The following is a 6,469-nucleotide window of genomic DNA, read 5'->3' on the forward strand; positions in this document are numbered from 1 at the left end:
GCACAGCACAGCACAGCACGCAGGTGAAAACTCTGGACTTGAGAAATTAACTCTCACTTCAAAAGATGTTTTTACAGATAATATTTCAAAAATTGGTCAACTTTTTCCTGAAGTTCTGACGGAAAAGAGGGATGAATACGGCAGATTACGTCCTGCGATTGACTTTGAGAAGCTTAAACAGTTTTTATCAGAGGAAATTGTGGATGGTCGAGAATCCTATGAGTTTACTTGGGTTGGAAAGCGTGAAGCTATTGCAGAAGCTGGGCGACCAACTACTAAAACCCTAAGACCAGATCTTGATGAAAGTGTTGACTTTGAAAACAGTGAAAATGTCTTTATTACTGGAGATAATTTAGAAGTCTTGAAAATCTTACAAGAATCCTATCTAGGAAAAATAGATATGATTTATATCGATCCACCCTATAATACAGGGAAAGACTTTGTATATTCTGATAAGTTCCAAAAAACAGATGAAGAGTTGAAGGAAGAGATGGAACTTTTGGATGAAGAAGGACGCCAGGTAGTTGGGCTTACAAAAAATGAAAAAACTTCGGCCCGTTATCACTCAGACTGGCTTAATATGATGTATCCACGCCTCCGCCTAGCTCGTAACCTCCTCAAGGATTCAGGTGTTATCTTTATTTCTATCGATGATAATGAACAAGCTAACCTCAAAGCTATCTGTGATGAGATATTTGGGGAAGAGAATCTCGTTCAAACGATTGCTTGGAGAAGAAGTGATAATCAGCCTAATATAGGTAAAGCTGCTAGAGTAAAAGAATATATATATGTGTATTCAAAGGATTATTCTAGAGTTACATATGGACGGTTATCACTTTCAGATACAGCTAAGAAAGAATATGCTTATGAAGATTCAAAAGGAAAATATGGGAGAGGCATCCTACGTGATGAAGTTCGAGGAAGGTTTAATTATGAAATTCTAAGTCCTGCTGGAAAAGTACTTATGGGACCATGGATGGTTTCGGAAAAAGATTTTCACCAACTTTTAAAAGATGACAAAATTCATTGGCCAGAAAATGGAGGAGTTCCAAGAACAAAGATATATTTAAGTGATGCAATGAAGAATGGTCAACTATCTAATGATTTTTGGAATGTAGAGTTTGGAACAAATCAACGTGCCAATACTGAAATTAAGAAGTTATTTGATTTTAGAGTATTCGATTTTTCTAAGCCGACAAAACTATTATTAAATTTGTTAGGATTAGGTGCAAGTATAGAAACCGCCCTTATTCTTGATTTCTTCGGTGGTTCTGGTACTACGGCAGACGCAGTTATGCAACTGAATGCTGAAGATGGTGGAAATCGTAAGTTTATCTTATGTACTTTGGATGAAGAAGTAGCGGATAAGTCTGCTGCTAAAGAAGCAGGTTATGAAACTATTGATCAGATTTCACGTGAGCGGATTCGTCGTGCTGCTGCCAAGATTCAGGAGGAGCATCCTGAGTTGGTTGGCAAGCAGGACTTTGGATTTAAGGCTTATAAGTTAGACTCTTCTAATTTCAAAGATGTTTCAGCTCGGCCAGATCAATTTATCCAAGGAGAACTTTTTGATAGTGTATCCAATATCAAGGAAGGACGTACTGGGCTTGACCTACTTTTCCAAGTTATGCTGACATGGGGCATGGAATTGTCATTAGCTATTGATTGGGAGAAAGTAGCAGGAGCAGAAGTTTATGATGTAGATCAAGGATCACTCATGGCTTGTTTTGAAGATGAAATCTCTGAAGAAGTTATCCGTCACATCGCTCAAGCACAACCACTCCGTACTGTTTTCCGTGATAGTTCATTTGCCAATTCAGCAGATAAAATTAACGTAAGTGAAATATTTAAAGAATTATCACCTCATACGAAAGTGAAGGTGGTGTAGGCGATGTTCTATCAGCTGACAACTGATAATTGGATAAGTATCGGAGGGATTATAGTAGATTCGATTGCGATTATTGTTTCTATCAGCATTGCAATCTGGGTTACTAGACATGCTTTTAAAGATAACTTAAAACAACATTTATTTGAAAAAAGGATGATATTGTATAGTGATTTTGTTCTACTTTTGGAATACTTGCTTGCAAATCATACAGTTTCTAATCTAAAAAAGCAACATAAGGCAATTGATGAAAATATAACTAAATTATATTTTTTATCTAATAAGGAAATGTATAGTTTAGCCATAGAATTCATTCAAGAACTTGAAGATACTATCAAGAAAGTTGAAGACGGAAAGATACAAGAAGATAATCAAAAACTTATTTCTATTTGTCTTGTACTTAGTGATGCAATGAAGTGGGAAAAAGAGTATTTTAACGATATTACATCATCAAAAGTGAAAGAAATTAAAAAGAAATATAATATGGCGTAACTATTAAATATAGTTATAGATGTGAAATAGTTTATGTGAATTTAATAAAAAGAATATAGAATTATGAAACTACAATTTAAAAAACAACAATTTCAGTTGGATGCGGTTAGTGCCATTGCAGATTTATTTCAAGGGCAAGCCAAACATACTGGAGTTCAGTATATGGCGGATCCAGGTCGTCTCAAGTCAGATGAGGTAGATTTGGTTTTAGATGCTTATCGAAATGCACCGATTCAATTGAGTCAAACAAGTATACGAGAAAATGTTCATACTATGCAAACTCGTTATGGTTTGCGTCCTTCTGATAAACTATCGATTGATATGATTGCTGGACGAGAAGCTTATAATTTTTCCATAGAGATGGAGACGGGAACAGGGAAGACCTACACGTATATCCGTACAATTATGGAGTTGAATAAACGCTATGGCTGGCTTAAATTTGTCATTGTCGTTCCAAGTGTAGCCATTCGTGAAGGGGTTCTCAAGTCTCTACAGATCATGTCAAGTCACTTTCAGATGGAGTATGGGAAGCAACCACGCTATTTTGTCTACGATTCTTCACGTTTAGGTGATTTGGATAGTTTTGCCAATTCGTCAGACCTTCAAATCATGGTCATCAACTCTCAAGCCTTTAATACAAAAGGCAAAGATGCGCGACGGATTCATTCTGAACAGGAAAGTTTCCGTTGGCGCCGTCCAATTGATGTCTTGGCAGCTATGAATCCGATTATGATTATTGATGAACCTCAGTCTGTTGAAGGGAAACAGACAAAGGAAAGACTAAAAGATTTTAAGCCATTATTTACACTACGTTATTCGGCTACCCATAAAGAAAAACATGATATGGTTTATAGATTGGATGCCATGGATGCTTACAATCAAAAATTAGTGAAGAAGATTGCGGTTAAGGCTATTGAGCAAACTGGGACGACCGGGACACAAGGATATCTATATCTACAAGAAATCATTCCACAAAAAACAGGAGCACCCAAAGCAAAAATTGAGTTTGAAGTAAAAACGCAGTCAGGTGTTAAGAGGAAATTGAAGGTGGTGGAAGAACCCTTTGATTTGTATGCTGAATCGGGGAATTTATCTGCTTATAAAGGAATGACCCTTAGTCACTTTGATGCAAGAGAGAACAAACTTCAAGTTGGTGTGACGCAAGAACTTCATGTCGGTGAAGTGATAGGGGAAGTGGATGAGTCTAGCATCAGAAGAATTCAAATCCGAGAGACTATAAAAAGTCATCTCGAAAAAGAAAGTAAACTGTACAATCGAAGAATTAAAGTATTATCCCTATTTTTCATCGATGAAGTGGCCAAGTATAAACAATATGATGAACATAATGATGCCTATAATGGTGAATACGCTCAGATTTTTGAAGAAGAATATCGAAATCAAGTAAACCAGTTTATCCGAACACAGGAACCAACTCCTTATCGTAGATATTTGGAGGCTAATCTTGAAGGAAATTCAGTTCATGCTGGTTACTTTTCGGTAGATAAAGTGAAGAAGTCAGATAAGACCATTTTCGTAGATTATAAATCTGCCAGTGAAAAGAAAAGTAATCTTTCAAATGACACCGATGCCTATGACTTGATTATGAGGGACAAGGAGCGTTTGTTGAGCTTTGAAGAGCCAGTTCGTTTCCTATTTTCTCACTCAGCTCTAAAAGAGGGATGGGATAATCCTAATGTCTTTCAAATCTGTACGCTGAAGCAATCTTCAGCAGAAACCCGTAAACGTCAAGAAATCGGTCGTGGTATGCGTTTGGCAGTTGACCAAAACGGAATTCGTCAGGATTTTGAACTCTTAGGAAATGATGTTCATGAAATCAATAAACTGACAGTAATTGCAAATGAAAGCTATGAACAATTTGCTAGAAATCTACAAGAAGAAATCAAAGAACTCTTAGCAGAACGTCCTGTAAAAGTGGATGTTACTCTCTTTACGAATAAAGTTCTAACGAATCAAGAAGGTCAAACAATACGAATTACCAAGGAACAAGCAGATTCGATTCATTTTGATTTGATTCGACAAGGCTATATAGATCGTGAAGGACAATTAACCACAGAATATTTTACTGCAAAAGAAAATCATCAGTTACAACTGTCTGAAACGCTAGCAGGTTATGAGGATAATCTGGTAGAGATATTGGAGAGCGTTTATCATGCAGGACAGTATGAAATTGAAAATGCGAATAATGCGGTAATTCAATTCTCAAATGAGGTCAATCAAGAAAATATTGCCCGAAAAGAATTCTTAAATCTCTGGAAGCAAATCAATCGAAAGACAAGCTATCAAGTAGAGTTTGATGATACGGAGTTGGTAAAACATTCGGTTGACTATATCAATGAGAAATTAGTCGTTAGCAAACCAAGCTTTCATATAACTCAAGCAAGCGCTACTGAGATGAGTAAGGAAGAAGGACTCCATCTGATAGTGGCTGAAAATAATCGCCAACAAGAATATCTAACGGATTCGCAGATTATGACCAAATATGATTTGCTAGGGGAGATTGCTGAGCAGACTGGTTTAACTCGTAAATTGGTTGCGGAAATATTAAGTAAAATCTATGTCTACCAATTTGACAAGTTTAAACAAAATCCAGAAGAGTTTATTCTTAAGGTTTCAAAGCTTATTAATGAACAAAAAGCAAGTCAAATTATCAAGCATATTCAGTATAATGTGTTAAATGAAGAGTATGATATGGACTTGTTTTATGACAATCCTGAAACTGCTAACAGATCAGATGATCACTTACTTGAATCCAAAAAAGGGATTTACAATTTTGTAAAAGTTGATTCAAATACGGAGAAGACGTTTAAAGAATCTTTGGAACAATACGAGGATGTTCGTGTTTATGTGAAGTTACCAGGGAAGTTCAGTATTGCGACTCCACTTGGAAACTATAACCCTGACTGGGCAATCGCCTTCCGTGAAGGTAGTGTCAAGCATATCTATTTTGTTGCAGAAACAAAAGGCTCTATGTCTAGTCTTCAATTAAAACAAGCTGAGCAAGCAAAAATTTCCTGTGCGCGTGCTCATTTTAAAGCGTTAGCTCAAGCTGGATTGATTAATGATCAGCACATCTATGATGTGGTTTCAAGTTATGAGGAATTATTAAATATTGTAAGATAGGGAGGTAAAAGAAATGGAATTTATTGTATATCGTAAGGGAAGAGAAGTAGCTGTTTTTCAACGTAGGAGTGATGCAGAGAGATATGTGCACTCTAGAACTGGATTTTTTGGTGAACCAGATGCTTACTATCAGATTGAACAAAGAGGTTGTTATTTGACAGAAGCAGCTGTAACTTACAAGGGATTGGCAGATGACTGTGATGAATTGATGACTTTGCGAAAATTCAGGGATTCTTATCTAGCTTTTAAAGATGGTGGTCAGGAGGAAATTGAATCCTACTATAAGATGGCTCCTCAGATTGTTGCCAAGTTAGAAGAACATTCAAATCGTGAGGAAATACTAGAGTCTATCTGGTCAGGACTTGTCTTACCTTGTGTTTCCTTGATTAAAATAGGAGAGAATCAAACTTGCCATCAATTGTATAAAACATATACACTAGAATTGTCTCAAAAAGTGGTCCAATAAAACGAGTAGAGTATAGGAAAAGAGTTCGGGTCCTCGCTAACTTGTATAGTGAAGAGACCCCCTATTCTATTTAGATCCCCAATACCAAAACAAACGTGTCAAACTAATCACTAATAGAACATACTTGGAAGATTTTGAATGGAATGATGAAGATACAAAGGAAGCCAATTTCTCTAGCTGGCTTGATGAAATGGTAGGATTGTAAGGGGGGATTTTTACCCCTTGGGTTTTAAGAGTATATATAATTAAGATAAACTAAAAAGACTAACACAAAAAAAGAAAGTAGAGAAAAGAAAATGAAGTTATTAAAGGGTTTGGGCTTTGCCTTGGTATTGTTTTACATGGTTATATTTATTGGAGTAAACTTTGTGACTGTTGGGGTTGATAATGATAAAAAAGAAGAAACAACAAAAGAGATACAAAGGTATGAATTGTTAGACTAGACTAAAATAAAAAAGCATTATACAATAGTAATATGAAATCAA

At 36.1% G+C, this 6,469-nt stretch carries 5 protein-coding genes; all 5 read left to right on the forward strand.

The window, feature by feature from the left end:
- Positions 1-199: 199 nt before the first annotated feature.
- The 5 genes from HT703_RS11135 to HT703_RS11155 all read left to right on the forward strand — a co-directional run bounded on the left by HT703_RS11135 (position 200) and on the right by HT703_RS11155 (position 6,427).
- Positions 200-1,888 carry a site-specific DNA-methyltransferase gene (locus HT703_RS11135; protein ID WP_054393126.1) on the forward strand — a complete coding sequence of 563 codons (1,689 nt, stop codon included), beginning with the start codon at positions 200-202 and terminating at the stop codon, positions 1,886-1,888.
- A gap of 3 nt (positions 1,889-1,891) precedes the next feature.
- Complete coding sequence (locus HT703_RS11140; RefSeq protein ID WP_000499891.1) at positions 1,892-2,377, forward strand: hypothetical protein; 486 nt, start codon at positions 1,892-1,894, stop codon at positions 2,375-2,377.
- Positions 2,378-2,440: 63 nt separating this feature from the next.
- Entirely contained in the window at positions 2,441-5,518 is a 3,078-nt protein-coding gene (locus HT703_RS11145) for a DEAD/DEAH box helicase family protein (protein WP_054393125.1), read from the forward strand.
- 13 nt (positions 5,519-5,531) lie between these two features.
- Positions 5,532-5,984, forward strand: a complete 453-nt coding sequence (locus HT703_RS11150; RefSeq protein ID WP_050223616.1) for a CFI-box-CTERM domain-containing protein — start codon at positions 5,532-5,534, stop codon at positions 5,982-5,984.
- Positions 5,985-6,280: 296 nt separating this feature from the next.
- Positions 6,281-6,427: a hypothetical protein gene (locus HT703_RS11155; protein WP_000770987.1), complete on the forward strand. Its 147-nt coding sequence runs from the start codon at positions 6,281-6,283 to the stop codon at positions 6,425-6,427.
- Positions 6,428-6,469 lie beyond the last annotated feature (42 nt).

Source organism: Streptococcus sp. 3874, assembly GCF_013276425.1.
GTDB lineage: Bacteria > Bacillota > Bacilli > Lactobacillales > Streptococcaceae > Streptococcus > Streptococcus pseudopneumoniae.